The organism is Demequina subtropica (assembly GCF_000971235.1).
In the GTDB taxonomy this organism is placed as follows: Bacteria; Actinomycetota; Actinomycetes; order Actinomycetales; family Demequinaceae; genus Demequina; species Demequina subtropica.
Window position 1 is genome coordinate 123,009 of record NZ_BBMB01000003.1, and the last position, 25,647, is coordinate 148,655.

General features: G+C 71.7%; 23 protein-coding genes. 6 read left to right on the forward strand and 17 right to left on the reverse strand.

Going from position 1 to position 25,647, the window contains the following annotated elements:
• Window positions 1–38: 38 nt before the first annotated feature.
• The 3 genes from AOM06_RS03065 to rho form a co-directional block, all read right to left on the reverse strand.
• Window positions 39–482 carry a hypothetical protein gene (locus tag AOM06_RS03065; RefSeq protein WP_156163555.1) on the reverse strand — a complete coding sequence of 148 codons (444 nt, stop codon included), beginning with the start codon at window positions 480–482 and terminating at the stop codon, window positions 39–41.
• A gap of 171 nt (window positions 483–653) precedes the next feature.
• Entirely contained in the window at window positions 654–2,999 is a 2,346-nt protein-coding gene (locus tag AOM06_RS03070; RefSeq protein ID WP_228372831.1) for an immune inhibitor A domain-containing protein, read from the reverse strand.
• A 340-nt stretch (window positions 3,000–3,339) separates the two neighbouring features.
• On the reverse strand, window positions 3,340–5,154 hold the full coding sequence (rho, locus tag AOM06_RS03075; protein WP_267127760.1) for a transcription termination factor Rho: 1,815 nt from the start codon (window positions 5,152–5,154) through the stop codon (window positions 3,340–3,342).
• 311 nt (window positions 5,155–5,465) lie between these two features.
• Between rho and AOM06_RS03080 the strand changes: the two genes are divergently transcribed.
• Genes AOM06_RS03080 through AOM06_RS03090 form a run of 3 tightly spaced genes read left to right on the forward strand, consistent with a single transcriptional unit; the run spans window position 5,466 to window position 7,351 of the window.
• Window positions 5,466–5,894, forward strand: coding sequence for a DUF6325 family protein (locus AOM06_RS03080; protein WP_062302584.1), 429 nt, complete (start codon window positions 5,466–5,468; stop codon window positions 5,892–5,894).
• A 33-nt stretch (window positions 5,895–5,927) separates the two neighbouring features.
• A complete protein-coding gene (locus AOM06_RS03085; RefSeq protein WP_369401395.1) occupies window positions 5,928–6,311 on the forward strand; it encodes an SHOCT domain-containing protein in 384 nt (127 codons plus the stop codon).
• Window positions 6,308–7,351 carry a TIGR00341 family protein gene (locus tag AOM06_RS03090; RefSeq protein ID WP_062302591.1) on the forward strand — a complete coding sequence of 348 codons (1,044 nt, stop codon included), beginning with the start codon at window positions 6,308–6,310 and terminating at the stop codon, window positions 7,349–7,351. The genes AOM06_RS03085 and AOM06_RS03090 overlap by 4 nt, the downstream gene beginning before the upstream one ends.
• Before the next feature lie 129 nt (window positions 7,352–7,480).
• Here the strand turns inward: AOM06_RS03090 and AOM06_RS03095 are convergent, their stop codons facing one another.
• From AOM06_RS03095 to AOM06_RS03120, 6 genes are all read right to left on the reverse strand, one after another.
• Entirely contained in the window at window positions 7,481–9,424 is a 1,944-nt protein-coding gene (locus AOM06_RS03095) for a beta-galactosidase (RefSeq protein WP_062302594.1), read from the reverse strand.
• Between the two features lie 72 nt (window positions 9,425–9,496).
• Entirely contained in the window at window positions 9,497–11,494 is a 1,998-nt protein-coding gene (locus AOM06_RS03100) for an ABC transporter ATP-binding protein (protein ID WP_082105260.1), read from the reverse strand.
• Window positions 11,491–13,224 carry an ABC transporter ATP-binding protein gene (locus AOM06_RS03105; protein WP_062302597.1) on the reverse strand — a complete coding sequence of 578 codons (1,734 nt, stop codon included), beginning with the start codon at window positions 13,222–13,224 and terminating at the stop codon, window positions 11,491–11,493. The genes AOM06_RS03100 and AOM06_RS03105 overlap by 4 nt, the downstream gene beginning before the upstream one ends.
• Window positions 13,225–13,228: 4 nt before the next feature.
• Window positions 13,229–13,828, reverse strand: coding sequence for a TetR/AcrR family transcriptional regulator (locus tag AOM06_RS03110; RefSeq protein ID WP_062302600.1), 600 nt, complete (start codon window positions 13,826–13,828; stop codon window positions 13,229–13,231).
• Window positions 13,829–13,853: 25 nt separating this feature from the next.
• The gene (locus tag AOM06_RS03115; RefSeq protein WP_062302604.1) at window positions 13,854–14,453 is read right to left on the reverse strand and encodes a GNAT family N-acetyltransferase; all 600 of its coding nucleotides are present in this window, start codon (window positions 14,451–14,453) and stop codon (window positions 13,854–13,856) included.
• Complete coding sequence (locus tag AOM06_RS03120; RefSeq protein ID WP_062302607.1) at window positions 14,450–15,403, reverse strand: FUSC family protein; 954 nt, start codon at window positions 15,401–15,403, stop codon at window positions 14,450–14,452. The genes AOM06_RS03115 and AOM06_RS03120 overlap by 4 nt, the downstream gene beginning before the upstream one ends.
• A gap of 36 nt (window positions 15,404–15,439) precedes the next feature.
• Here AOM06_RS03120 and AOM06_RS03125 point away from each other — a divergent pair, with 36 nt between their 5' ends.
• Complete coding sequence (locus AOM06_RS03125) at window positions 15,440–16,402, forward strand: trimeric intracellular cation channel family protein (protein ID WP_062302610.1); 963 nt, start codon at window positions 15,440–15,442, stop codon at window positions 16,400–16,402.
• Window positions 16,403–16,418: 16 nt separating this feature from the next.
• Here AOM06_RS03125 and thrB read toward each other — a convergent pair whose 3' ends face one another.
• From thrB to AOM06_RS03140, 3 genes are read right to left on the reverse strand one after another with little or no spacing between them, the layout of a single operon-like run.
• Window positions 16,419–17,351, reverse strand: a complete 933-nt coding sequence (thrB, locus tag AOM06_RS03130) for a homoserine kinase (RefSeq protein ID WP_062302613.1) — start codon at window positions 17,349–17,351, stop codon at window positions 16,419–16,421.
• A 9-nt stretch (window positions 17,352–17,360) separates the two neighbouring features.
• Window positions 17,361–18,419: a threonine synthase gene (gene thrC / locus AOM06_RS03135; protein ID WP_062302616.1), complete on the reverse strand. Its 1,059-nt coding sequence runs from the start codon at window positions 18,417–18,419 to the stop codon at window positions 17,361–17,363.
• Window positions 18,419–19,747 carry a homoserine dehydrogenase gene (locus AOM06_RS03140; RefSeq protein ID WP_062302619.1) on the reverse strand — a complete coding sequence of 443 codons (1,329 nt, stop codon included), beginning with the start codon at window positions 19,745–19,747 and terminating at the stop codon, window positions 18,419–18,421. Before AOM06_RS03140 ends, thrC begins: the two co-directional genes overlap by 1 nt.
• 22 nt (window positions 19,748–19,769) lie before the next feature.
• On the opposite strand from AOM06_RS03140, the gene AOM06_RS03145 reads away from it, so the two are divergent.
• Window positions 19,770–20,636, forward strand: a complete 867-nt coding sequence (locus tag AOM06_RS03145; protein ID WP_062302623.1) for a DUF817 domain-containing protein — start codon at window positions 19,770–19,772, stop codon at window positions 20,634–20,636.
• Here AOM06_RS03145 and AOM06_RS03150 read toward each other — a convergent pair.
• Window positions 20,621–21,010, reverse strand: coding sequence for a winged helix-turn-helix transcriptional regulator (locus AOM06_RS03150; RefSeq protein WP_062302909.1), 390 nt, complete (start codon window positions 21,008–21,010; stop codon window positions 20,621–20,623). The two genes, AOM06_RS03145 and AOM06_RS03150, sit on opposite strands and share 16 nt — an antisense overlap.
• 113 nt (window positions 21,011–21,123) lie before the next feature.
• Here AOM06_RS03150 and AOM06_RS03155 point away from each other — a divergent pair, with 113 nt between their 5' ends.
• Window positions 21,124–21,975 carry an NmrA family NAD(P)-binding protein gene (locus tag AOM06_RS03155; RefSeq protein ID WP_062302626.1) on the forward strand — a complete coding sequence of 284 codons (852 nt, stop codon included), beginning with the start codon at window positions 21,124–21,126 and terminating at the stop codon, window positions 21,973–21,975.
• 62 nt (window positions 21,976–22,037) lie between these two features.
• Here AOM06_RS03155 and AOM06_RS03160 read toward each other — a convergent pair whose 3' ends face one another.
• The 4 genes from AOM06_RS03160 to argS form a co-directional block, all read right to left on the reverse strand.
• Entirely contained in the window at window positions 22,038–22,250 is a 213-nt protein-coding gene (locus AOM06_RS03160; RefSeq protein WP_062302629.1) for a hypothetical protein, read from the reverse strand.
• Window positions 22,251–22,369: 119 nt separating this feature from the next.
• A complete protein-coding gene (locus tag AOM06_RS14685) occupies window positions 22,370–22,525 on the reverse strand; it encodes a hypothetical protein (protein ID WP_156163556.1) in 156 nt (51 codons plus the stop codon).
• 105 nt (window positions 22,526–22,630) lie between these two features.
• Entirely contained in the window at window positions 22,631–23,971 is a 1,341-nt protein-coding gene (lysA, locus tag AOM06_RS03165; RefSeq protein WP_062302632.1) for a diaminopimelate decarboxylase, read from the reverse strand.
• A 2-nt stretch (window positions 23,972–23,973) separates the two neighbouring features.
• Window positions 23,974–25,647, reverse strand: a complete 1,674-nt coding sequence (gene argS / locus AOM06_RS03170) for an arginine--tRNA ligase (RefSeq protein WP_062302636.1) — start codon at window positions 25,645–25,647, stop codon at window positions 23,974–23,976.

Genomic DNA, 25,647 nt, shown 5'->3' on the forward strand with positions numbered 1-25,647 from the left:
GGGGCGGGGCCGGCAGCGGAGCGGGGCGGGCGCTGCAGCTACTGGACGATGAGGAGCGAGACCAACCTCGCGGGCATCCCGTCGCCACAGGGCACGTCGTCCGTGCCGAGCTCCTCGACCTTGGCGGTCACCGTGTCCCCCACGGCCAAGACATCGGGCACCGCGCCGACCAGCGACCAGGCGACGCCGTCATCCGTGGTGACCTCGGTGCACCCGTCCGTGAGCGCCGTCACGTGTCCGGCGAGGACCCCGGACGGGACCACGTCGGTCGGCGCGCTCGGAGGCGCGGTCGGCGTCGGCAGGGTCGGCAGCTCCGACGGCGACATGGGCGTCGCCGTGGTCGAGCTCGGCGTGCTGGCGGGCGCGGAGGGCGCCGAAGGCGTAGACCCGCCCGTCGCATCGTCGCCGGGGGACGCCGGGCCGCACGCGGCCATCATCGCCGCCACCAGGGCGACGCCCACCGGAGCGAGGAGACTGCGCACCCTTCCATCCTCCGCCTTGCGGGCGGGCGACGGAAGGCGCGATGCGGGCGACGGAAGGCGGGACGCGGGAGACGGAAGGCGGGACGCGGGAGACGGAAGGCGCGACGCGGGAGACGCGGGACGGCGCCCGGAAGCCGAGGCCCCGGGCGCCGCCGCGCGGTCATCCGACGATCAGCTCACGCGGACCGTCATCGACGTGCCCTGCTGCTTGACCACGCGGATCTCCACGCCTGCGGCGGGGAGCTTGACGCCGTGGTTCGGCAGCTCGGGGTACCAGTAGGTGTCGGTGTCGTCGAACACCGCGTTGCCGGCCGAGCCCTTGATGAAGCTCGGGACCCCGGCGATGTGCAGGGTGAACGAGTCCGCCCTGCGCTTGCTGAACGGCGCGTCGTAGACCTGGACGCGTGCGCGCCAGTAGTTGCCGTTGACGTCCTTCATCGGCTTCGGGTGCGAGTCGATGTAGAGGTTGCGGCCGTTGCCCGGGTGGGCGAACGTGTCGTTGTCCGAGTAGGACAGGTCCCAATACGAGATGAGCAGCCCCTCCTGGTAGGAGAAGTGGTCGACCCAGTCCGGCTTGGCGCTCCCGTAGCCGAAGAAGTACGGCCCGGTCTCGAGGTAGCGGTCGTACGAGGTGTACGAGCGGTTCGCCGCGATGTAGTAGTTCGGGTAGTCCTGCGTGCTCGAGGTCCCGACCGCGGTGAAGCCGTCGACCGTCCAGCCGCCGTCACCATCCTCGGCGCCGTCGCTGAAGACGCCGTCGATCGCGAGGTCGTCGAGGAACACCCCGTCCACGACGTCAGGGTCGTTGCCCGCGACGCCGCCGTCCGTGGTGTACCGCAGCCGCAGCGAGACGGTCTGCCCCGCGAAGGCGCTGAGGTCGTACGATGCGGCGGTCCAGGTGGCCTGGGTGCCGTCCGTCGACGCCGGCTCGTCCACCGTGGTGATCGAGCCCGGGATCGGCACGAAGCCGCCACCGCTGTCGACCTCCACGTAGAGGTAGTCGTAGCCCTCCTCGATGTCGTAGCGGGTCTGGAACGTGAGCTCCGGGGAGCCCTCGGGCAGCGTCACCTCACGGGTGAGGGTGCTCGTGAGGTCGTCGGCGGACCCGGAGTACCACTGGTAGTCGCCGCTCGCCGGGGCGCCGAGATCCGTGGTCACGGTCTTCTCGGGAAGGCCCACGATGAGGGCCTGCGGCTTCTTGGTGTTGTACTCCGACGGACCGAGGTCCACCGTCGCCCTGTCCCCCGCCTCGACGTACTCGTAGTCGAGCCAGCCGAGCTGGAGCTTGTTCCACGCCCCCAGGTCGCCGCCGCGCTCGCCGATGCCGCCGTCCGTCTTGGCGCCGAGCCTGCTCTGCGCCATGAGCGTCCAGTACTCGTTGTTGTTGTCGCCGCCGGACTGCACGTTGTAGTCGTCGGGCAGACCGAGGTCGTGACCGTACTCGTGGTAGAACACGCTGCGCCCGCCGTTCTCCGGCTGCATCGTGTAGTCGCCGATCCAGATCCCGGACGAGCCGATCTGGGTGCCGCCCAGCAGGTTGCCCTGAGGACCGGTCTGCCCCGCGTAGTTGTAGTAGGCGTACCAGCGGTGCGACCAGATGGCGTCGGAGCCGTAGATCGGGTCGCCGTCGGCCTGGTCGCCGCCCGCGTGCACGATCTGGAAGTGGTCGATGTAGCCGTCGGGCTCGTTGAAGTCGCCGTCGCCGTCGAAGTCGTAGCGGTCCCACTGGTCGAACGACTGCAGGTCCGCGTTCACCTCCTCGACCGACCGTCCCTGCGCGAGCTGGTCCTCGTACCAGACGTTCGCGGCGTCGCGCACGAGCGCCCAGACGCTCGAGCACACGATCGATCCGCACAGGTCGGTGCCGTAGCGGCCCTGCGTGTAGTCGACCTTGACCCAGTCCGTGACCTCGCCGTCGACGCTGTAGCGGCCCGACGACTGGGTCTCGTAGTAGTCCTTGAGCGACTCGTCGTCGCCGAAGTAGAGGTTCTGGAAGTAGTCCGACGAGTAGTCGGCCTGCCAGACCGTGCTGTTGTCCACCGACCGGTCGGGCTCGGGGATCTCGTTGTGGAGCGGGCCCTCCGTGCGCTGCGCATCCTCGGCCGCGCCGTACGGGTTCGGCGTGTCGCCGAACTCGGCGAGCACCACGAAGATGCGGTCGGTCGCCTCGCGCGACAGCTCGACGTACTGGTCCTTGGTCTTGGGCTCGTGGCCCTTCGAACCCTTCGAGCCCTTGGTGGAGCCGCGCCCCCCGCTCGCCTGGGTGGTCTCGACCTCCTCGCCGACCTTGACGACGGTGCTGTCGCCGCGCTTCTCCACCGTGAGATCGCCGTCGAGCACGCCCGTGATCGCCGCCTCGCGCAGCGCCGAGCGCTTCTCGTCGAGCGGGTTGGGCATGTTGTCGGAGGGGATCGCCTCGGCGGTGCCCGCATCGTCCGGCGGGACGATGCTCGACGCGGTCGCGGCGGGTGCCGCCGCCATGCCCGCTCCGAGGATCATCAGGGTGGTGGTTGCCAACAGTTTCTTGCGCACGTATGCCTCCCGGGTTGAGGGACGCCGCACCCGCTGATGACGGATGCGACGCGATACAAGGCGGCCGCGCGCTTGCGACCGCCGTGCTGCACGCCTCCGCCCTGCGGCTCTGATGGGGCCCACGGCATCGGCGCCATGCCCGAAACGCATGAATTACTACGCTTTGAGCACAAGGTCACCATATGGCAATGTTCTCCGCCGCGCGCAAGACGAACCACGCATCGTCCCTCGCATCACGCACGAATCGCGCGCGAGCGCCCCGCAGGAGCACGAAAAGGCCGGGCCCGCCATGCGGCGGACCCGGCCTTCACGCTCCGAGCGAGGGCTACTTCTCCTCGTCCATCCCCGGCGTGGTCTTGGCGACCTGCATGAGGAACTCGGCGTTGGTCTTGTTCTCCTTGAGCTTGCCCAGGAGCACCTCGATGGCCTGCTGCTGCTCGAGCCCGGTAAGGACGCGGCGCAGCTTCCACATGATCTTGAGCTCCTCGGCGCTCATGAGGATCTCCTCGCGGCGCGTGCCCGACGCGTTGACGTCGACAGCCGGGAAGATGCGGCGGTCGGCGAGGGTGCGCGAGAGCTTGAGCTCCATGTTTCCGGTGCCCTTGAACTCCTCGAAGATCACCTCGTCGGCCTTCGAGCCGGTCTCCACGAGCGCGGTCGCGAGGATGGTGAGCGAGCCGCCGTTCTCGATGTTGCGCGCGGCGCCGAAGAAGCGCTTGGGCGGGTACAGCGCCGACGAGTCGACGCCACCCGAGAGGATGCGGCCGGAGGCCGGCGCGGAGATGTTGTAGGCGCGGCCCAGGCGGGTGATCGAGTCGAGCAGCACGACGACGTCGTGGCCCATCTCGACCAGGCGCTTCGCACGCTCGATCGCAAGCTCGGCGACCGTGGTGTGGTCGTCGGCGGGACGGTCGAAGGTCGAGGCGATGACCTCGCCCTTGACCGTGCGCTGCATGTCCGTGACCTCCTCGGGGCGCTCGTCGACGAGCACGACCATGAGGTGGACCTCGGGGTTGTTGGTGGTGATCGCGTTGGCGATCGACTGCAGCACCAGGGTCTTGCCGGCCTTGGGCGGCGACACGATGAGGCCGCGCTGGCCCTTGCCGATCGGCGCCACGAGGTCGATCACGCGGTTGGTCATGTTGCGCGGCTCGGTCTCGAGGTGGAGGCGGTGCTGCGGGTACAGCGGCGTGAGGTCGCCGAACGCGGGGCGGTTGCGCGCCTCCTCGGTCGGCATGCCGTTGACCTTGTCGACGCCCGCGAGCGCGTTGAACTTCTGACGCTGGCCGCGCTCGCCCGGGCGGGGCGGGCGGACGGTGCCGGTGATCGCGTCACCCTTGCGCAGGCCGTACTTCTTGATCTGGTTCATCGACACGTAGACGTCCGACTTGCCGGGCAGGTAGCCGGTGGTGCGGATGAACGCGTAGTTGTCGAGGATGTCGACGATGCCGCCGACGGGCGTCAGCTCCTCGTCGTCGCGAGCGTCGTCCTCGTCGTGCTGCGGCGGGCCGGCGACCTCGACCACATCGCGCTCGCGGCCACGGCCGCGGCCACGGCCGCGACCCCGGCGGCGTCGACCGCCGCGCTCGTCGTCGTCGGCCTGCTGGCCCTGCTGCGGGCGCTGGCCCTGCTGGCGCTGGCCCTGCTCGTCGTCGCCCTCCTCGCGGTCGCCGCGCGGCAGGTCGAGGCTCACGGCCTCCTTGGCGCGGCGCGCGCGGTCCTCGGCGTCCTCGGAGGCGGGCTCGGGCTGGCGGTCGCCGCGCGGCAGGTCGAGGTTCACGGCCTCCTTGGCGCGGCGCGCGCGGTCCTCGGCCTTGTCGCCCTCGGCCGGGGCCTGGGGCGCGGACTGGGGGGACGATGCGCGGCGCGAGCCGCGCGCACGGCGCTCGCCCTGCGGCGCCTCGGCGGCGTCCTGCTTCGAGTCCTGCTTCGCGGCCTCCTTGGCCGGCTTCGCGGCGGGAGCGTCGGCCTTCTGCTTGGCCGGCACCACGCCGCCGTTCTTGATCGCCTCGACCAGGTCGGCCTTGCGCATGCGCGCGGTTCCGGAGACACCGAGCTCGGCGGCGAGCGCCTGGAGCTGGGCAAGCTTCATCGCGGACAGGGTGGCGGTCTGGTCGGGCGCCACGGTCGTGTCAGTCACGTAATTTCCCTTCATCGCACGAGCCCCTGTGGCTCCAGAAGTGCGAGATCATCCACGTGGGTACGGCTGACCAAGACATCATCGTCAGACGCCTGCAACGTGGATTGCGCTCCCCGGGGCGACGTGCGCCTTCCGGTGGAAGCGCACCCAGGTTACCACCGCGGCCCCCCGTGACACAATCACCCCTCGTGTTCCGGGGTGTCGACGCGACCGCCGCTCCTGTTGCCGCGCATCGTCCACGGGCCTAGCCTGCGAAATGGAGGGCGCAACCGAGGCGCCCCGAACGGCATCGACATCCGAGGAGCTGCGCCGTGATCGGACCGGTAGAGATCGTCACCATCGCCTTCCCGGAGGACCGCTTCGACGGTTCGATCCTCCCCGAGCTGCGTCGGCTCGTGGAGACGGGCGTCATCTCGCTCGTCGATGCCGTGATCGTGCGCAAGGACGCCGAGGGCGCGGTCGAGATCCTCGAGCTCGCCGAGGTCACCGACGACGAGGACGTGGCCGCGCTCAGCGACCTCCTCGCGCGCATGGACGGGCTGCTCAACGACGAGGACGCCGAGATCGTGGTCGAGGCGCTCCCGCCCGGCGGCACCGCGGCGATCCTGTGCTTCGAGCACTCGTGGGTGGTGCCGCTGCGCGATGCGATCATCGCGAACGGCGGCGAGCTGCTCGACACGGTGCGCATCCCGGGGCCGGTGGTGCAGGAGGTCCTCGACGCGGTGAGCGCCGAGGCGTAGGGGTTCACGGGCACGAGAGCAAGGAGAGCGACGATGCGCAGGATGGGACGACCGGGTCTGATCGGGACCATGGCGCGGACGGCGGTCATCGCCGGGACCGCGCAGGCGGTGGGCGGCAACGTGTCGCGCCGCCAGAACCAGCGCTGGTCCGCCAAGGAGCAGCAGGCCCAGGCGGAGCAGTACGCGGCCGAGCAGCAGGTGTACCAGCAGCAGCAGTCGCAGGCGCAGATGGCCGCGATGCAGGCGGAGCTCGCCGCGCTCAAGGCCGCACCGGCCCCGGCTCAGGTCGAGGCGGCGCCGGCCGCCGGCGGCGGCGGCGACCTCATGGCGGAGCTCCAGAAGCTCGCGCAGATGAAGGAGGCGGGCATCCTGTCCGACGCGGAGTTCGCGGCGGCCAAGGCGAAGCTCCTGGGGTGACGACCCCGGCGTCCACGCCCCGCGCGACTCGCTGGGGCGCGAAGCTCAACTCCGTCGACTACATGCGCGACGCGGTGCTCTTCGAGGGCCGGACCGCGCGCTCGCAGCACACCCGCTTCTGGCTGCTCCTCATCCTCGCCTCGGTGATCGCGACCGCGGGCGTGGTCGCGGACTCCACCGCGACCGTGATCGGCGCGATGATCGTCGCGCCGCTCATGCGGCCCATCCAGGGGACGATGCTCTCGACCGTCCTGGGCGATCACCGGAACCTGGTGCGCTCCGTCACCATCATGATCGCGGGCGCGACCGCGGCGATCGGCGTGGGCTTCGTCATCGGGCTGATCGTGATCCAGCCGATCACGGCGGCGACCAACGCGCAGGTCGCGGGGCGCGTGTCCCCCGGCGTGGTCGACCTCCTCGCGGCGCTCGCGACCGGCGTGGTGGGCTCGATCGCGCTGCTGCGCTCGGACATCTCCGACACGCTTCCCGGCGTCGCGATCGCGATCTCGCTGGTCCCTCCGCTGACCGTGGTGGGTCTCACGGCGGAGTCCGGCGCGTGGGCGCAGGCGGCGGGCGCGCTCCTGCTGTTCCTCACCAACGTCGCCGCGATCCTCGCGACGGGCTCCGTGGTGATGGCCATCTACGGCTTCGCGAACGTGCGCATCGAGATGGCCGAGGACAAGGAGGCGGAGCGCCGCCGCCGCGCCCGCGCGTACCTCACGACGATCGTCCTGCTCGTGCTCGTGACGGTGCCGCTCGCCTACTCCACCGCGCAGACGATCGAGTCGCGCTCGCGCATGGGCCGCGTCACCAACTTCGTCAACGAGGCGACCGAGGGCACCCGCTGGGACCTCGTGTCGATCACGCCGCGCGAGGGCGGCAAGGTCCACGTGATCGTCAAGGGCGAGCCTCCCCTGCCGGACATGGCCAAGGTGTACGACGCCATGGAGGAGGACGGCCTCGACATCTCGCTCATCGAGATCGAGCTGGTCCCCACCTATACGTTCGATGCGGACCACCTCGAGGCGCCGACCTCCTGACCGCGGCGGCTCCGCCACACCGATTCGCGGCTCCGCCACACACTCACCGGCGTGTCGTCGGCATGTCGCGATCTACAGCCCGTGAATCGCCGTGGTTCTGCCTCTCTCGTGTGGCGGAGCCGCGGGAGGTCAGCCGCGCAGGACCATCACGTCCCGCGGCCCCACGTGCACGTCCCGGTCGCCCACCGTCACCGTGCACGATGCGGGGGCGTGGTTGAGCACGAACGTCCGGTCGCCTCGCGTCACCACCTCGACGCCCTCGGGAAGGGCCGTCCACGGCACGCCCGCGTCCGCGAGCACGCGCTCGACCACCGCGCCGATGCGCTCGGGTGCGGTCGCGACGTAGAACGCCGCGCCGTCCCCGTGCGCCTTGCGCGTGATCGCCGGCTGCCCGTCGAGGTCGTCGGAGCCCACGAAGGTCGCGAGCACCTGGGCGTCGCGGACGCGCACCAGCTCGCCCCACTCGGACACCGGACCCTCGGCGAGGCCCGCGATGCTCCCGGTGCGCAGCGGCCACAGCTCCTCGACCCGCACGCCGAGCGGCTCCTGAAGCGAGCCCAGGTAGCCGCCGAGGCGCGCGTGCGCCTGCTCGTCGAGCACCGCCGTCTGGTAGCCGACCACGAGCTGCCCGCCGCGCGCGGGGACACCCGCGAGGTTCTCGACCGCGGCGTCCTCCAGGGAGATGGCCCCCGCGGCGATCACCACGTCGTAGCCGCCGAGGTCCCCCGTCGCGGCCACCATGTCGACCAGCACGCCGCGGCGCCACAGCGCGCGGTACCAGCGGATGAGCTGCTCGAGGTAGGACAGCCGCGACGGCATCGACGCCTGCTCGAGCGCCCACCACGACGGCCAGTCGACGACCATCGCGACCCGGGCCTCGCATCGTTCCCCGCGGATGTCCGCGAGCGACGCGAGCTCGGCGCCGAGCGCCTCGGTCTCGCGGAAGATCCGCGAGTCCTCGCCCGCGTGAGGCACCATCGCGGCGTGGAACTTCTCCGAGCCCGCCTGGGACGCGCGCCACTGGAACTGCATGATCCCGTCCGCGCCGCGCGCGATCGACTGGAGCGACAGGAGACGATGCATGCCCGCGGGCTTGGGCGCGTTGAACTCGCGCCAGTTGACCGCGCTGGTCGCCTGCTCCATGAGGATCCAGGGACGGCCGCCGCCGAGCGAGCGCATGAGGTCGCGCGCCATCGCGGCGAGCATGGGTGACTCCGGGTCCTCGGGGTCCGGGTAGAGGTCGTCCGAGATGAAGTCGAGATCGTCGGCCCAGGTCCAGTAGTCGATGTTCTTGAAGAACCCCATGAAGTTCGTGGTGATGGGGATGCCGGGCGTCACCTCGCGGAGCACCGCGATCTCGGCGCGCAGGCACGCGCGGAGCTCGTCCGAGCTGTAGCGGTCGAAGTCGAGGGTCTGCGTCGGGTTGGTCCCGGCAGGCGTGACGCGCGGCGGGTCGACCTGGGCGAACTCCGTGTACCGCTGCGACCAGAAGGCCGTGCCCCATGCGGCGTTGAGGCTCTCGATGTCGCCGTAGCGCTCGCGGAGCCAGACGCGGAAGCCCACCGCGGACTCGTCGGAGTAGTCGCGCGACACGTGGCAGCCGTACTCGTTGCCGACGTGCCAGGCCTCGAGCGCGGGGTGCGTGCCGTAGCGCTCCGCGAGCGCGCGGACCAGGCGCGTCGCATGCGCGCGGTACGCCGCGGACGACGGCCGGTAGTGCTGGCGCCCACCGAAGCTGAGCACCGTGCCGTCCGCCGTGACCGGCAGGATCTCGGGGTGCTTGTCGACGAGCCACTTGGGCGGCGACGCGGTCGCCGTCGCGAGGTCCGCGCGCACGCCGTTCGCATGCAGCAGGTCCATGAGGTCGTCGAGCCACGCGAAGTCGTACTCGCCGTCGCGCGGCTCGAGCCGCGCCCACGAGAACACCCCGATGGTGGCGACGGTGACCCCCGCACGGCGCATGAGGCGCATGTCGTCGTCCCACACGTCGCGAGGCCACTGCTCGGGGTTGTAGTCGCCTCCGTACCAGAGCGAGGTCATGCCGGAGGGGGTGCGCAGAGCGTCGTCGGTCATGCCCGCATCGTAGGCGCGTCCCGCCCGGGACCCCCGTCCGCATCGTCCCTGCGAGGGACGATGCGGACGGGTTCAGGTCCGGTCGACGGCGGCGTCGTCGAGCTCCTCGCCGCGGTGCGGCGGGGCGCCCGGGTGCGGCACCGACGGGTCGTCGAAGACCGTCGCGAGCTCGCCCGTGGTCGGGTCGATGGGATCGATCGGCGGCTCGACGTCCTCGATGGGGGCGGCGAACTGCGCCTCGTACAGCCGCGCGTACGCGCCCTTGGCCTTGAGCAGCTGCTCGTGGTTGCCCTGCTCCACGATGGAGCCGTGCTCCATCACGAGGATGAGGTCCGCGTCGCGGATGGTCGACAGCCGGTGCGCGATCACGAACGCGGTGCGATCCTTGCGCAGGTCGGCCATCGCGCGCTGGACCAGCAGCTCGGTGCGGGTGTCGACGGACGAGGTCGCCTCGTCGAGGATGAGCACCTGCGGCTGCGCCACGAAGGCGCGGGCGATGGTGACGAGCTGGCGCTCGCCTGCGGAGAGGTTGGTCGCGTCGTCGTCCAGCACGGTGTCGTAGCCGTCGGGCAGCGAGTGCACGAACCTGTCCACGTAGGCGGCCTTCGCGGCGGCGAGGATCTCCTCCTCCGTCGCATCGGTGCGGCCGTACGCGATGTTGTCGCGGATGGTGCCCCCGAAGAGCCACGTGTCCTGCAGCACCATGCCGGTCCGCGCACGGAGGTCCGCACGGGTCATCGCCGCGGTGTCGGTGCCGTCGAGCGTGATGCGGCCGCTCGTGAGCTCGTAGAAGCGCATCACCAGGTTGACCAGCGTGGTCTTGCCCGCTCCCGTGGGTCCCACGATCGCGACCGTGCGGCCCGGCTCGACCACGAGGTCGAGGTTGTCGATGAGCGGCTTGTCCTCGACGTAGCGGAAGGACACGTCCTCGAACACGAGGCGGCCGTGGTCGTCCCTGGGGCTCTCCGCGGGCTCGGGGTCCGCGCCCTGCTCCTCGGCGTCGAGCAGCTCGAACACGCGCTCGGCCGAGGCGACGCCCGACTGCAGCAGGTTGGCCATCGAGCCGAGCTGGCTCACGGGCTGCTGGAACTGGCGCGAGTACTGGATGAACGCCTGCACGTCGCCGAGCGTCATCGTCCCGCTCGCGACCCGCAGGCCGCCGACCACAGCGATCGCGACGTACACGAGGTTCCCGATGAACATCGCGGACGGCATGATGATGCCCGAGATGAACTGCGCGCCGAAGCTCGCCTCGTAGAGCTCCTCGTTCTTGCGGCCGAACTCCTCGCGCGACTGCTTCCCGCGCCCGAAGACCTTGACCAGCGCGTGGCCGGTGTAGCCCTCCTCGATCTGCGAGTTGAGGTCGCCCGTGTGCTTCCACTGGGCCACGAACTTGGGCTGCGAGCGCTTCGCGATCTGCGCCACCACGATCGCGGTGAGCGGGATCGACACGAGCGCGACCAGCGCGAGCTCCCACGAGATCGAGAACATCATCACGAGGATGCCGATCACGGTGAGCACGGACGTGAAGATCTGGCTCAGGGTCTGCTGGAGCGTCTGCGAGATGTTGTCGATGTCGTTGGTGACACGGCTGAGCAGGTCGCCGCGCTGGTGGCGGTCGAAGTAGCTGAGCGGCAGGCGGTGGATCTTGTCCTCGACGCTCTGGCGCAGCCGGTACACGGTGCGCTGCGTGACGCCGTTGAGGATGAAGCCTTGCAGCAGCCCCAAGATGGCGGAGCCGATGTAGATGAGCACGACCCACAGCAGGATGCCGTGGAGCTTGGGGAAGTCGACCCCGCCCGCGAGGAAGCCCTCGAAGATCACGGTGGTGGCGTTGCCCAGGATCTTCGGGCCGACGACCGACAGGGTGACCGAGCCGATGCCGAGCACGACGACGACGGCCACGAGCACGAGCTCGGGCCGGAGCAGCCCCACGAGGCGCTTGCCCGACTCCTTGAAGTTGCCGGCCTTCTCGGTCGGCGCGCCCATGCCGGGCCCGCCGGGACCGTGCTGCCGCTGCTGCGGGGGACGGGGGGCGTCCTGCTTCTCCTCGGTGGCGTTCTCGCTCATCCGGCCACCTCCTCGGCTCGCAGCTGGGTACTGACGATCTCCTGGTAGGTGGGCGAGGTCTGCAGCAGCTCGCTGTGCGTGCCGCGGTCGACGATGCGCCCGTCCTCCATCACGAGGATCTGGTCCGCGTCGACGATGCTCGAGACGCGCTGCGCGACGACGATCACCGTGGCGTCGGTGACCTCGCGGTCGAGCGCGGCGCGCAGCCGCGCGTCCGTCGCGGTGTCGAGGGCCGAGAACGAGTCGTCGAAGATGAGCACGTCGGGCTGACGCACGAGCGCGCGGGCGATGCTGAGCCGCTGGCGCTGGCCGCCCGACACGGTGGTGCCGCCCTGCGCGATCGGGCTGTCGAGGGTCTCGGGCATCGCGCGCACGAAGTCCTCGCCCTGCGCGATCGCGAGCGCCTCCCACAGCTCGTCGTCCGTCGCCTCCTCGCGCCCGTAGCGGAGGTTGGACCCGACGGTGCCGGCGAACAGGTACGGACGCTGGGGCACCAGGCCGATGCGCGCCCACAGGGACTCGAGCTGCGCGTCGCGCACGTCGACGCCGCCGACGCTCACGGTGCCCGACGTCGCGTCGTGGAGGCGCGGGATGAGGCTGATGAGCGTGGTCTTGCCGGCGCCGGTCGAGCCGATGATCGCGGTCGTGGTGCCGCGGCGGGCCGTGAAGGAGATGTCCGCGAGCACCGGCTGCTCGGCGCCGGGGTAGGTGAAGGTGACCTTGTCGAAGACCACCTCGCCGGTCCGGGGGACCTCGACCGCGGCATCGTCCTCGCGCACCGAGCTGTCGGTGTCGAGCACGGCGCCGATGCGGTCCGCGGAGACGGCGGCGCGCGGCACGAGCACGAAGAGGAACGTCGCCATGAGGACCGAGAAGAGGATCTGGATGAGGTAGCTGAGGAACGCGGTGAGCGCGCCGACCTGCATGTCGCCCGCGTCGATGCGGTAGCCGCCGAACCAGATGACGGCGGCCGATCCGGTGTTCACCACGAGCAGGACCAGCGGGAACATCGCGGCCATGAGGCGGCCCGCCTTGAGCGCGGACTCCGTCACGAGCGCGTTCGCGTCGCCGAAGCGCTGCTCCTCGATGGGCTCGCGCACGAACGCGCGGACCACGCGGATGCCGGTGAGCTGCTCGCGCAGCACGCGGTTGATCCCGTCGATGCGCACCTGCATCCGGCGGAAGTGCGGCACCATCCGCCACACGATGAGCAGCACGATGACGAGCAGCAGCGGGATGGCGACGGCCATGATCCAGCTGAGGGCCGGATCCTGCTCGATCGCGAGGATGACGCCGCCGATGAGCGTGAAGGGCGTGGTCATGAGCAGCGTGCAGGTCATCAGCACGAGCATCTGGACCTGCTGGACGTCGTTGCTGGTGCGGGTGATGAGCGAGGGGGCGCCGAAGCGCTGGACCTCCGCCTCGGAGAACGAGGCGACCTTGCCGAAGATGTCGCGGCGCAGGTCCGCGCCCACGCGCATCGCGATCTTGGCGCCGAAGTACACGGCCGTGATGGTGCAGACGATGCCGACGAGCGACAGCAGCAGCATCCATCCGCCCATGCGCCAGATGTAGTCGGTGTCCCCGGTGGCGACGCCCTTGTCGATGATGTCGGCGTTGAGGGTCGGCAGGTACAGGTTGACGATGGCCTGCGCGCACTGGAACACGACTACTCCGACGAGGAGCCTCCAGTACGGCCTGACCGAGGCGACGAGCAGCCTCCAGAGCATGGGATCAGTCCCCTTCCTTGGCGATACCGCGCAGGATGAAGTCGGCGAGCTCGGAAGGATCCGAGGCACCACCGGTGGTGAGGAACGGCATCGTGGTGCCGAACACCAGGATGCGCAGATAATCGACGGCTGTCGCGACGGGGACCCGGATCCGGTCCTTGTCCGGCTCGAGCAGGCGCTCGACCACGCCGGTGACCTCGCCGAGCGGCGGCCTGCGATGGCCGTGCCCCTCGGGTCCCGCATGTCGGGCATGGTCGCGCGGGCCGAGCGCCGTCATGAAGCGCACCACGCCCGAGACGCGGCTGTGGAGCACGCTCACGATGAGCTCGATCTTGGTCTCGAGGCTGAGCGTGGGGTCGACCTCCTCGAGGAATCCCAGGATCTCGCTCGGGTCCATGACCTTCGCGATCGCGGCGTCGAGGAGCGCCTCCTTGTCCGCGAACGCGCGGAACACGGTGCCCTCGGCGATGCCGGCCGCCTCCGCGATCTCGCGGGTGGTGACCTCTGTCCCCCGCTCGAGGACGAGCGGGATCACGGCGTCGACGATGTGCGCGCGCCGCTCCTCGACAGGCATGGGGGCCGCGCGTCGCGCCTTGGTGGTCACCGGCTCACACTAAGTGAGTGAGCACTCACTCCGCAAGTCGGGGACGTGCGAGGCGACGGGCGAAGGTCACCGCCGCATCGTCCGACGCGATCGCCTCGAAGCCGACGCGCGGGTAGAACGCCTGCGCTCCCCCGTTGGCGCGTTCCGCGACCAGGTGGACGCCCGGCGCTCCCCGCGTGGCGAGCAGCGCGCACGCCGCCTCGATGAGCGCGCGCCCCGCGCCCCGACCCTGGGCCTCCGGCAGGAGGTCGATGTGGAGGTGCGCGGGATACGCGTCGAGCTCCGGGATGAGCATCCTCGCGGGGTCGGCTGCCGAGGGCACGAGCCACGCATCGGCGGCGGTGCGCGGCGGATGGCCCGCCGCGACCGTCGGCCACCACTCATGCACGAACCACTCCTGGAACGCGCGGGTGTCCGACGTGCCGAGCACATAGCCCACGGCGCCCTCGCCCTCGTCCCACACGAGGCAGAAGCCGCCCGGACCGTCGAGGTACGGCGTCGCGTAGACGTCCGCGAGCACCGTGTCGTCCCCGAAGCGTCCCGTCGCGTCGCCTCCCTGCGCGCCGGTGAGGAGGCAGATGCGCGCGATCGCGTCGCGGTCCTCCAGGGTCGCGGCGCGGATCACGTACGCTCGCCCCTCCGCTCGAGCCGCGCGAGCACGAGCGCGAGCAGCATCGCGAGCACGACCCCGATCACGGTGAGGCCGATGCGCTGGAGCGCCGCATCCCACGCGCCGGCGGCGGAGGCCACACCCGCGACGAGCACCAGCGCCGCAGCGGTGAACGCGGCCCCACGGACCTCGTCCCGCGCGAGCGACCACCCCGTGCCGATCACGGCCGCGAGGACCGCGCACGCGGCTCCGAGCCACCCCGGGATCAGCGAGGCGAGCACCGCTCCGGCGAGCGTGCCCGCCACCGTGCCCAGCACGCGGCGGCGGGCACGCGGCGCCGTCTCGCCTCGCACGGGGATGAGCACCGCGCTGAGCGCGATCACGACCCACATGGAATGCGCGACGCCGAGCTCGCGCGCCACCCCGATCGCGACGCCGCTGCCCGCCGCCAGGGCGGCGACGTACGGCCACGCGATCCGCGCAGGGAGGGGCGTCGGATCGAGCTTCGCGAGCCCCATCGCGGCGGCGATCGCCGGAAGCGCGGCGGCCCCGAGCGCGACACCCACGAACGCGGCGCCGGGACCGATGGTCGCGACGTCCGTCCCGGCCGCGGCGACCACCACGGGCGCGATCCCGACCACCGGGCCGTAGCGCAGCACCGCCGGCGCCGAGACGAGCGCGGCGGCCGCGGTCAGGAGTCCCACCGCCACCGGGGCATCGTCCTGCGTGGTCGCCGCCGCCGCGAGCGCGGCGACGACGATGCCGAGCACCACGGGATGCCACACCGGCCCGCGCTGGAGCGCCATCACGAGCACCATGAGGCCGCCGAGGGCGGCCCCGACGCCGGCGCCGGCTCCCATGACGAGCCCGACGACCACCGCGATGCCCAGGACGACCGCGATGAGCATGGCCGCGAGCCGCAGCGCCTGACCGGGCGGGAGCAGGCGGGACGATGACGCTGTCATGCGCTGAGCCTAGGGCGACGGACGTACCCTCGTGTAGTGACGGTCCTGCCCGAGCTCCTCGAGCTCCCCCTCGCCATCAACCTGCTCGCGGTGTTCTTCGGGGCGCTCGGCGGCACCATCCGCGCGGGCGAGGACGAGCACACGGACATCGTCGGCGTGTTCACGCTCGCGGCCGCGATGGGCTTCGGCGGCGGCATCATCCGTGACGTGCTGCTCGGCAACCTCCCGCCGGCCGCGATCCGCGACCCCCTGTACTTCGTGGCCGCCTTCGTCGCGGCGGCGATCGGCATGGGCTTCCTCTACTACCTCCACAAGCTGGGCCGCTTCCTGTGGTGGCTCGACTCGATCATCATCGGCCTGTTCGCGTGCGTGGGCGTCAACACCGCGCTGCTCGCGGGGGTGAAGATCCTGCCGGCCGTGGTGATCGGCATGATCGCGTCCGTGGGCGGGCTCATGCTCACCGACATCCTGCAGGGGCGGCCCTCGTCGATCATGTACCTGGGACCGCCGAACGCGGTCTCGGGCCTCGCCGGAGCGATCACCTACGGCACGCTCATCTCGTTCGTCGACCCGATCGTCACCACGGTGATCGCGACCGTCGCGACCATCGGCGTGCGCCTCACGGGGCCGCTGTTCCACACGCGGGTCCCCCAGCCTCGGAAGCACGCCTACGAGCTCAAGGTGCGCACCGCGTTCAAGCGCGCCCGCAAGGAGGGCACGCTGCCCGAGGGCCTCGGCGAGCTCGCCCCGGGCACCGGCGCGCTCGCCGCGGTCTCCGGCCTGGGCGCCGTGCCGGCGCTCGCCGAGGACCCCGAGACGATCTCCGCGGCCGCGCCGCACGAGGAGCCGGTCGCGGCCGAGCCCGAGGCCGAGACGATCTACATCGACGAGTACTCCCCCGGCCTGGGCTCGAGCTCGGCGGCCGAGGAGTGGATCGCCTCGCTCGAGCAGGAGGATTCCGGCGAGCCCCAGGAGTCCGAGGAGACCGAGCCCGCGTAGCGCAGCAGCGGCGGCGCTACAGCCGGACGCCGGTCGCGCCGGGAACGCGCTCGACCGTGTGCACGCACGCCCATGAGTCGCCGCCGATCCCCTCGGCCCACGCGAGGCGTCCCGTGCCGAGGCCCGCCTCCGCGAGCCCCGTGCCGATCACCAGGACCGACGGCCCGGCGCCCGAGACGACCGCGGCGAGGCCGCGACCGCGCAGCTCGCGCACCATGGACGTCGCGGGACCGAGGACGTCGGCGCGGTAGCCCTGGTGGAGCCTGTCCTCGGTGGCGGCGAAGAGGTCCTCGGGCCGGCCGGCGAGGGCGTTGACCAGCAGCGCGGCCCGCCCGACGTTGAACGCGGCGTCCACGTGGGGCACCTTCGCGGGCAGCACCGCGCGCGCCTCCTTGGTGGGCAGCGTCGAGGAGGGCACCAGCACCGCGGTCTCGATCTCCGACGCGACCACCAGCGGCCGCGCGTGGGCGCCGTCGGCATCCTTCCACGCGACGGTGGCGCCGCCGTAGATCGCGGGCGCCGCGTTGTCGGGGTGCCCCTCGAACGCGTTCGCGAGGTAGAGCGCCTCCGCCGCGTCGAGCGCCTCGGGCTCGGCGATGAGGGCACGCGCGGCGACGATCCCCGCGACCACCGCGGCGGCCGAGGATCCCAGGCCACGGCCGTGCGGGATGCGGTTGACGGCGCGGATCTCGAGACCGGTCTGCGAGGCGCCGACGTGGTCGAGCGCCGCACGCAGCGCCTGCACGACCAGGTGCGACTCGTCGCGCGGCAGGGACGATGCACCCTCGCCCTCGATCTCGACGGTCACCGAGGCGGACGCGACGGCGCGCACCTCGAGGTCGTCGATGACGCCGAGCGCCATGCCGAGCGCGTCGAAGCCCGGCCCGAGGTTGCCCGCGGTCGCGGGCACCGAGACGCGGACGTGGTCGGCGGCGAGGCGCATCGCCATGGCCGGGCCCTACAGCCCGAGCGCCGCGGCGGCGGCCTCGACGTCGACGGGGATCACGGTGGGCTCGACGGTGCGGTCGCCGAGCGCGGTCGCGGTGTCCTTGAGCCCGTTGCCGGTGACGGTGCACGTGATGGTCGCGCCCTTGGGCACCTCGCCCAGCGCGGCGGCGGCGAGCAGGCCGGCGATCGGTGCGGCGGAGGCGGGCTCGACGAACACGCCGACGTCCGCGGCCAGCCGCGCCTGGGCGTTGAGGATCTGCGCGTCGGAGACGGCGCGGATCCAGCCGCCGGACTCGTCGCGCGCGGCGACCGCGAGGTCCCACGACGCGGGCTTGCCGATGCGGATCGCGGTGGCGATGGTCTCGGGGTCCTTGATCGGGTGCCCGGCCACGAACGGCGCGGCACCGGCTGCCTGGACGCCCCAGACGCGAGGCGTGCGGGTCGCGGCGCCGGACTCCACGGACTCCTTGAAGCCCATCCAGTAGGCGGAGATGTTGCCCGCGTTGCCGACGGGCAGCATGTGGATGTCCGGGGCATCGCCGAGCTGGTCGACGATCTCGAAGGCCGCGGTCTTCTGCCCCTGGAGGCGGTACGGGTTGACCGAGTTCACCAGCGCGATCGGGTACTGCTCGGACAGGTCCCGCACGATGTCGAGGCACTCGTCGAAGTTGCCGTCGACCTGCACCAGGTCCGCACCGTGGACGATCGCCTGCGCCATCTTGCCCGCCGCGATCTTGCCCTGCGGGATCATGACGACGCAGCGCAGACCCGCGTGCGCCGCGTACGCGGCCGCGGACGCGGAGGTGTTGCCGGTGGACGCGCACACGATGGTGTGGGCGCCCTCCTTCACCACCTGCGTGACCGCGGACGTCATGCCGCGGTCCTTGAACGAGCCGGTCGGGTTCATGCCCTCGACCTTGACGAAGACCTCGGCGCCCACCTCCGACGAGATCGAGGGGGCGTGGACCAGCGGCGTGCCGCCCTCGCCCAGGGAGACGATGCGGTCCCCCTCCTCGAACGGCAGGCGGTCCAGGTACTCGCGGATGATCCCGCGCCAGACGTGCGCCACTACTCCCCCTCGATCCTCAGGACGGACTTGACCTCGGCCACCGCGTCCGATGCGCGGAGGCCCTCGACGGTCGCGCGCAGGTCGCGCTCGGGCGCCGCGTAGGTCGACAGGATCAGGCCCGCGTGGGTCTGCCCCGGCACCTGGCGCACGATCTCGATGCCCACGCCGTGCTGCTCGAAGACCGCGGCGACGGAGGCGAGCACCCCGGGACGGTCCTCGACCGCCATGCGGATGCAGTAGCGCGTGAGCGCGGCGTCGATCGGCAGGACCTCGTGCACCGCGTAGTTGGACTCGAGCGGGCCCTTGCCCCCGGTCGCCTTGTGGCGCGCCACGGAGACGATGTCCCCCAGCACGGCCGAGGCCGTCGGCGTGCCGCCGGCACCCTGGCCGTAGAACATGAGCCCGCCGGCGGACTCGGCCTCGATGAACACCGCGTTGAAGGCGCCGTGCACGCCCGCGAGCGGGTGGTCCTCGCCCACGAGCGCGGGGTGGACGCGCACCGTGACGCCGCCCTCCGTGCGCTCGGCGATCGCGAGCAGCTTGATGACCTGACGGGTCTCGCGCGCCGCGATGACGTCCTCCGACGTGATGGCGGAGATCCCCTCGCAGTAGACGTCGTCGAGCGCGACCCGCTGGTGGAACGCGAGCGACGCGAGGATCGCGGCCTTGGCCGCCGCATCGTGACCCTCGACGTCGGCCGTCGGGTCCGCCTCGGCGTAGCCGAGCTCCTGCGCCTGCTTGAGCGCGACGTCGTAGTCGAGGCCGCGGCGCGTCATCTCGTCGAGGATGTAGTTGGTGGTGCCGTTGACGATGCCCAGGATGCGGGTGATGTGGTCGCCCGCGAGCGACTCGCGAACGGGACGCACCAGGGGGATGGCGCCGGCCACGGCCGCCTCGAAGTAGAGGTCGACGTTCGCGGCGTCGGCGGCCTCGTACAGCTCGGGGCCGTGCGCGGCGACGAGCGCCTTGTTCGCCGTCACCACGGACGCGCCGCCCGCGATCGCCTCGAGGATGAGCGTCCGGGCGGGCTCGATGCCGCCCATGAGCTCGACCACCACGTCGGCCTGCGCGACGAGCGCCGAGGCGTCCGAGGTCAGCAGCGACTGCGGCAGGTGGGGGCCGCGGTCCTTCGAGGTGTCGCGGACGTAGACGCCGATGATCTCCAGCGGCGCACCGACGCGGGCCGCGAGATCGCCGGCCTCCTGCGTGAGGAGCCGGACCACCTCCGAGCCGACGGTGCCGGGGCCGAGGATGGCGACTTTCACGGAGGCGAGAGGGCTGGACACGGCCCCCAGCCTAGCCGAGCGCTCACGCACCGCGTCCCACATGTCGGGCAGGATGGTCCGCGTGATGGAACGGGACGTCCTCGATCCGGAGCGCTGGCGGTGGGGGCGTCTCTGGCGCTTCGGGGTGGGCTTCGCGTGGCTCGAGCTCCAGTCCCTGGCGTTCGCCCTCGCGATCTTCGCGGCGCTCGCCGTGACGTCGGTGGTCGAGCTCCCGATCGCGCGCTACGACGCGCTGCTGCTGTTCGCGCTCGTGCTGACCGCGGTGCTATGGGCGACCGGGTGGGAGACCACCCGCGAGGTCGGCGTGATCCTCCTGTTCCACCTGGTCGGGCTCGGGCTCGAGCTCTTCAAGGTGCACGTGGGCTCGTGGGTGTACCCGGACGAGGCCTGGTCCAAGGTGGGCGGTGTCCCCTTGTACGCGGGCTTCATGTACGCCGCGGTCGGCTCGTACATCGTGCAGGCGTGGCGTCGCTTCGACCTGCGCGTCACCGGCTTCCGCCTCTGGCCCATGACCCTCCTCGCGGTCGCGGCGTACGCCAACTTCTTCACGCACCACTGGATCCCCGACCTGCGCTGGGTGATCGCAGCGGGCTTCCTGCTCGAGCTCCGCGGCACGCTGGTCCACCTCACGGTGCGGGAGCACCGCTACCGCATGCCGCTCGCGCTCTCCTTCGTCGCGATCGGGCTCGCGCTGTGGTGCGCGGAGAACGCCGCCACGCTGCTCGGGGCGTGGGCCTACCCGGACCAGCTGCTGCGGTGGACCATGGTGCACGTCGGCAAGGTCGGCTCGTGGGCGCTGCTGGTCTCGCTCAGCTTCGTGATCGTCGCGGCGCTCAAGCACCTCGAGGGCGTGCTCGACGGGCTTCCGGACGATGCGCCGAGCGCCGTCGCACGGCGGCGCGCGGAGCGCCGGGCTCAGCGGGCGTCGTAGTCCAGCCGCGCGCGGTCGATCTCGGGGACCGCGGACTCGAGCACGTCCGCGAGGCCGCGGAGGCCTGCCGCGACCTGCGCGCCCAGGGGCGTGAGCGCGTAGTCGACCCGCGGCGGGATGGTGCCGGCGTCGCTGCGGGTGATCAGGCCGTCGCGCTCGAGCGCGCGCAGCGTCTGCGCGAGCATGCGCTCGCTCACGCCCTCGACACGTCGGCGCAGCTCGCCGAAGCGGTGCGGGCCCTCGCCGAGCGCGAGCAGGGCCAGGGACGACCACCGCGAGGTGACGTCCTCGAAGGCCGCTCGCGACGTGCAGGCGCGCGCGAACACGTCGCTCACCAGGTCGGGGGCGGGCCCGACGGCCTCCAGGGGATCCATGCCCGCCACTCTACGGCGACCGCTCGTGACGCGTACGGAATAGATGGCACTTACCAATAGTTAGTGTCGAGCGAGCGCCCGCGATCGGACGGGCACCAGCGAGAGGAACTGCCATGACCACCTACGCCGTCACCGGAGCCAGCGGCCACCTCGGCCGCCTCGTCGTCGAGAGCCTGCTCGCGCGCGGCGTCGCCGCCGCGGACATCGTCGCGATCGCGCGCACCACCTCGAAGGCCCAGGACCTCGCCGACCGCGGCGTCGAGCTGCGCTTCGGCGACTACGACGACGCGGCCTCGCTCGACGCCGCCCTCGCGGGCGTCGACCGGCTCGTGCTCGTCTCCGCGTCCGAGGTCGGCAGGCGCGTCGCCCAGCACGAGGCGGTGATCGGCGCCGCCGAGCGCGCCGGCGTCTCCCGCATCGTCTACACGTCGCTGCTCGGCGCCGCGACCACCTCGAACCCCCTCGCGCCCGAGCACGTCGCGACGGAGCGGGCCCTCGCGGACTCCCCCATCCCGGCGACCGTCCTGCGCAACTCCTGGTACCTCGAGAACTACACGGGCCAGATCGGCACCTACACCGCGACCGGCACGGTGCTCGGCGCCACGGGCGGCGCGACGATCGCCGCAGCGGCGCGAGCCGACTACGCGGAGGCCGCCGCGGTGGCCGCGCTGCAGGACGCCGAAGGTCAGACCTACGAGCTCGGCGGCACGCGCTTCACGCTCGAGGACCTCGCCGCCGCCGTCGCGAGCACCACGGGTGCCGAGGTCACGGCGTCGGACGTCACCGTCGACCAGCTCGCGGCGACGTTCCAGGAGGTCGGCATGGACGCGGGCACCGCGGGCTTCTGGGCCTCGATCGACGGCTCGATCGCCAAGGGCGAGCTCGACACCGCCAGCACCGCGCTCGAGGACCTCATCGGGCGGCCCGCGACGTCGCTCGCGGACGCCGTCGCCGCCGCCGTCTGAGCACCGGCCGTCCGCGCACGAAGGGGGCCCCGGCCACACGGCCGGGGCCCCCTTCGTCGGCGTCAGAGGTAGCGCGTCTCGGCGGCCGCGCCCCCGTCGGCGGGGTCCGGCTCGAGCGGCTCGAGCGGTCCGTCCGCGGGCGCCTCGTCGTCGACGACCTCGTCCTCGTCCTCCTCGACGATGTCGAACTCCGACCGGCCCTCGTCGCGCTCGTGCTCGACCTCCTCGGCGAGCTTCTTGAGCATCTCGGTGCCGTCGTCGTACGTGTCGCTCATGATGGGACCTCCTCGTCTCCCTCGACGGCCGGGCGGGCCGTCCTCCTCCGTCAACGCCGCGGGCCCTCCACGGCGTCCCGTCGCCCGCCGACCCGGCGCGGCACCACGGGGATCACGGCTCAGCCCGAGTGGTGCTCGATCGGGTGGAGGATCTCCATGTCGACGGCGACAGGCGGGATCACGTCCCCCGCATCGTCGTCGGGCTCGTCCCACTCCTCCTCGGGGATCGGGTCGAAGATGCTCCGCTTCGCGGTCTCCTCGGTGCCGTCGGTCATCATGACTCCCTTCGCTGACCGGGGGCTCCCCACCAGTCAACCCCGGTCACGCGCCGCGCGCGCGGCGAGACAGGACGAGGCGCGGCGCGGGCCGCGCACGGCACCTCAGTCGGGCGCGACGTCCCAGGAGAAGAGGTCCTCGAGCGTGTCCCGGCGGATGTGCACCGTCGACTCGCCGTCACGGACCGAGACCACCGCCGGGCGCAGCGCCGCGTTGTAGTTGTTCGCCATCGAGCGCCCGTACGCCCCCGTGGCGGGGACCGCGAGCAGGTCGCCGCGGGCGACGTCGTGCGGGAGGTCCACGTCGCGGACCACGATGTCGCCGCTCTCGCAGTGCTTGCCCACCACGCGGCTGAGCGCGGGCTCGGCCTCCGACAGCCGGGACGCGACGGTCGCGGTGTACTCCGCGCCGTAGGTGACGGTGCGCATGTTGTCGCTCATGCCCCCGTCGACCGCGACGTACTGGCGCTCGCCGCCCTCGTCGAGGCTCACGTGCTTGACCACGCCCACGCGATAGAGCGTGAGGCCCGCCGGGCCCGCGATCGCCCGTCCCGGCTCGATGCTGAGGTGCGGCCAGGTGCCTCCGACCTTCGCGATGGCCGCAGCGACGGCCTCCGCCATGCCGTACGCCGCATCGTGCGGGGACAGCTCCTCGCCATGAGGCGTGTACCGGATCGCGTAGCCGCCGCCGAGGTCCACCTCGGGAAGGTCGACGCCGAGCTCGGCGAAGAACGCCGCGCGGAGCCCGAGCATGCGCTCGGCGCTCTCCTGGAACGCCTCGAGCGACAGGATCTGGCTGCCGATGTGCGTGTGGATGCCGCGCAGGTCCAGGCCCTCGGCGTCGTGGCACGCGACAAGGGCCTCGAAGGCCGCGCCCGAGGCGAGCGACAGCCCGAACTTCTGGTCCTCGTGGGACGTCGCGATGTACTCGTGCCCGCCCGCGTGGACGCCCGTGGTGACGCGCACCAGCACGGGAGCCGTGGCTCCCATCTCCCGCGCGATCGCGTCGAGCGTCTCGATCTCCGTGAACGAGTCGACGATGATCCGGCCCACGCCCACCTCGAGGGCGCGGCGCAGCTCCGCGTCGGACTTGTTGTTCCCGTGCAGGCCGATGTGCTGCGGGGGCATCCCGCCGCGCAGCGCGAGCTCGAGCTCGCCGCCGCTCGCGACGTCCATGCAGAGGTCGTCGGCCCGCATCCAGCGCGCGACCTTGGAGGACAGGAACGCCTTGGAGGCGTAGTAGACGTCGACCTTCGCGCCGTGACGGCCGAAGGCCGCGGTGAACTCGTCGCGGAACGCGCACGCGCGTGCCCGCATGTCCGCCTCGTCGATGACGTACAGCGGCGTGCCGTACTGGCCGGCGAGCTCGCGGACATCGGCGCCGCCGACGCTGAGCGCGCCGTCGTCGCCGCGCGTGACGGTGCGGGAGAAGACGGGCGCGCTCATGGTCACATCCTCTCGGGAGCGGAGACGCCCAGCAGGCGCAGCCCGTTGCGCAGCACCTGGCCGGTCGCGTCGTTGACCCACAGGCGGGTGCGATGGAGGTCCGTGACCTCCTCGTCGCCCTGCGGCGTCACGCGCGTGCGGTCGTACCACTGGTTGAAGGCCGCGGCCACGTCCTCGAGGTACCGCGCGATGCGGTGCTGCTCGCGGAACTCGACGGCCTGCGCCACCACACGCGGGAACTCGCCGAGGACGCCCAGGAGCGCGGCCTCCGACTCGTGCGTGAGCAGCGACGGCTCGAAGCCGTCCTCGCGACGGATGCCGTACTCCGCGGCGTTGCGCGCGACGCCGGCGGTGCGGGCGTGCGCGTACTGCACGTAGAAGACGGGGTTCGCGTTCGACGCAGACGCGAGCAGGTCGAGGTCGATGTCGATGGTCGAGTCGGCGCTCGAGCGCGCGAGGGCGTAGCGAGCCGCGTCGACCGACGTCGCGTCGACCAGGTCCGCCATGGTGACCACGGTGCCCGCGCGCTTGGACATGCGCACCGGCTGGCCGTCCTTCACCAGGTTGACCAGCTGGCCGATGATGACCTCGACGGAGTCGGCGTCGTAGCCGAGCGCGGCGGCGGCGGCCTTGAGGCGCGCGATGTAGCCGTGGTGGTCGGCACCGAGCAGGTAGATGAAGCGGTCCGCGCCGCGCTCGTGCTTGTCGCGGATGTAGGCGATGTCGCCCGCGATGTACGCGGGGTTGCCGTCGGACTTGATGACCACGCGGTCCTTGTCGTCGCCGTACTCGGTGGAGCGCAGCCACCAGGCGCCGTCCGCCTCGTACAGGACGCCCGAGTCCTTGAGCTCGGTGACGGCCTTCTCGACCTTGCCCGACTTGTGGAGCGAGTCCTCGTGGAAGTAGACGTCGAAGTCGACGCCGAACTCGTGGAGCGAACGCTTGACCTCGTCGAACATGAGGTGCACGCCGCGGGCCCGGAAGAACTCCTGCATCTCCTCGCGCGGGAGCTCGAGCGGGTCCTTGTCGCCCGCCTCCATCGCCTCGATGAGGACGCGGTTGGCGGTCTCCTGGATGTAGTCGCCGCCGTACCCGTTCTCGGGGGTGTCCTCACCCAGGATGGCCGCGACCAGGGACTTGGCGAAGTTGTCGATCTGCACGCCGTGGTCGTTGAAGTAGTACTCGCGGATCACCGTCGCGCCGTGGAACTCGAGCAGGCGCGCGAGCGAGTCGCCCACGGCGGCCCAGCGGGCGCCGCCGAGATGCACGGGGCCGGTGGGGTTCGCCGACACGAACTCGAGGTTGACGGTGTGGCCGGTGAGGGACTCGCCGCTGCCGTAGCCCTCGCCGAAGTCGACGATGCCCTTCGCGAGCAGGCCCGCGGCGTCCGCGTCGAGGCGGATGTTGATGAACCCCGGGCCGGCGACCTCGGCGGACGCGATGCCGTCGATGTCGCCCAGGCGCTCCACCAGGGTCTGCGCGAACTCGCGCGGGTTGGTGCCCGCCTTCTTCGCGAGCTGCATCGCGACGTTGGTCGCCCAGTCGCCGTGCTCGCGCTGGCGGGGTCGCTCGACCCTCGCCTCCGGGACGTCGAACGGCGACAGCTGGAAGTCGGAGTCGTCGATGCCGGCGAGGATGGCGGCGCGGATGGTCGCGGAGAGCTCTTCGGGGGTCAC

Excerpts from the sequence above, each read along its gene's own strand:
- AOM06_RS03160 (WP_062302629.1), bottom strand. The coding sequence starts at position 22,250 with ATGAGCGACACGTACGACGACGGCACCGAGATGCTCAAGAAGCTCGCC.
- AOM06_RS03095 (WP_062302594.1), bottom strand. The coding sequence starts at position 9,424 with ATGACCGACGACGCTCTGCGCACCCCCTCCGGCATGACCTCGCTCTGG.
- AOM06_RS14685 (WP_156163556.1), bottom strand. The coding sequence starts at position 22,525 with ATGACCGACGGCACCGAGGAGACCGCGAAGCGGAGCATCTTCGACCCG.
- AOM06_RS03155 (WP_062302626.1), top strand. The coding sequence starts at position 21,124 with ATGACCACCTACGCCGTCACCGGAGCCAGCGGCCACCTCGGCCGCCTC.
- AOM06_RS03145 (WP_062302623.1), top strand. The coding sequence starts at position 19,770 with ATGGAACGGGACGTCCTCGATCCGGAGCGCTGGCGGTGGGGGCGTCTC.
- AOM06_RS03105 (WP_062302597.1), bottom strand. The coding sequence starts at position 13,224 with ATGCTCTGGAGGCTGCTCGTCGCCTCGGTCAGGCCGTACTGGAGGCTC.
- thrB (WP_062302613.1), bottom strand. The coding sequence starts at position 17,351 with ATGGCGATGCGCCTCGCCGCCGACCACGTCCGCGTCTCGGTGCCCGCG.
- AOM06_RS03150 (WP_062302909.1), bottom strand. The coding sequence starts at position 21,010 with ATGGATCCCCTGGAGGCCGTCGGGCCCGCCCCCGACCTGGTGAGCGAC.
- AOM06_RS03100 (WP_082105260.1), bottom strand. The coding sequence starts at position 11,494 with ATGAGCGAGAACGCCACCGAGGAGAAGCAGGACGCCCCCCGTCCCCCG.
- lysA (WP_062302632.1), bottom strand. The coding sequence starts at position 23,971 with ATGAGCGCGCCCGTCTTCTCCCGCACCGTCACGCGCGGCGACGACGGC.
- AOM06_RS03140 (WP_062302619.1), bottom strand. The coding sequence starts at position 19,747 with ATGTGGGACGCGGTGCGTGAGCGCTCGGCTAGGCTGGGGGCCGTGTCC.
- AOM06_RS03085 (WP_369401395.1), top strand. The coding sequence starts at position 5,928 with ATGCGCAGGATGGGACGACCGGGTCTGATCGGGACCATGGCGCGGACG.
- AOM06_RS03120 (WP_062302607.1), bottom strand. The coding sequence starts at position 15,403 with ATGACAGCGTCATCGTCCCGCCTGCTCCCGCCCGGTCAGGCGCTGCGG.